Raw genomic sequence first — 583 nt, 5'->3', positions numbered from 1 at the left:
TCTCTTCCTGTGGGTACTGAGATGTTTCACTTCCCCACGTTCCCTCTACCCGCCCTATATATTCAGGCGGGAGTCACTGGGTCGGCACGCCGCCCAGCGGGGTTTCCCCATTCGGAGATCCTCGGATCGAGGCTCGTTTATCAGCTCCCCGAGGCTTATCGCAGATTACTACGTCCTTCATCGGCTCCAGATGCCAAGGCATCCACCGTTTGCTCTTAGAGACTTGCTAACTACATGAGTTTCGTTGGTCATCGGAATCGCATCCGAGCCGAAGCCCGAACACGCCAATGTTCAATAAAATTCAGAGCATCCAGGTCAAAGCCCGGAGCTCTAAGATGCTCGCGTCCACTGTGTAGTTCTCAACATACGGTCGGTACCACCACCCACCACGGCCGAAGCCGGGCGATGCTGGTCCGAGGGCTGACATCCACCACCACGACCGAAGTCGCGACAGCAGGCGTCCGGTCCCTCAGGACCCAACAGCGTGCATGCACCCACCCGACCACTGAGCTCCCTTTCCAGACCGGACAAGCCGGCCGTACTCGGAAGCACCAGCACTCGAGACGAGCGCCAACGTCAATGT

At 58.3% G+C, this 583-nt stretch carries 1 rRNA gene; it reads right to left on the bottom strand.

The window, feature by feature from the left end:
- Positions 1 to 229, bottom strand: a 23S ribosomal RNA gene (locus ACFQPP_RS14350); the annotation flags it as partial.
- Positions 230 to 583: the final 354 nt, after the last annotated feature.

Origin of the sequence: Agrococcus sp. GCM10030265, assembly GCF_042666675.1 — a bacterium.
Taxonomy (GTDB): domain Bacteria; phylum Actinomycetota; class Actinomycetes; order Actinomycetales; family Microbacteriaceae; genus Agrococcus.
Note: the sequence above shows the minus strand (reverse complement) of the source record. Positions and strands in the feature narration are given on the sequence as shown.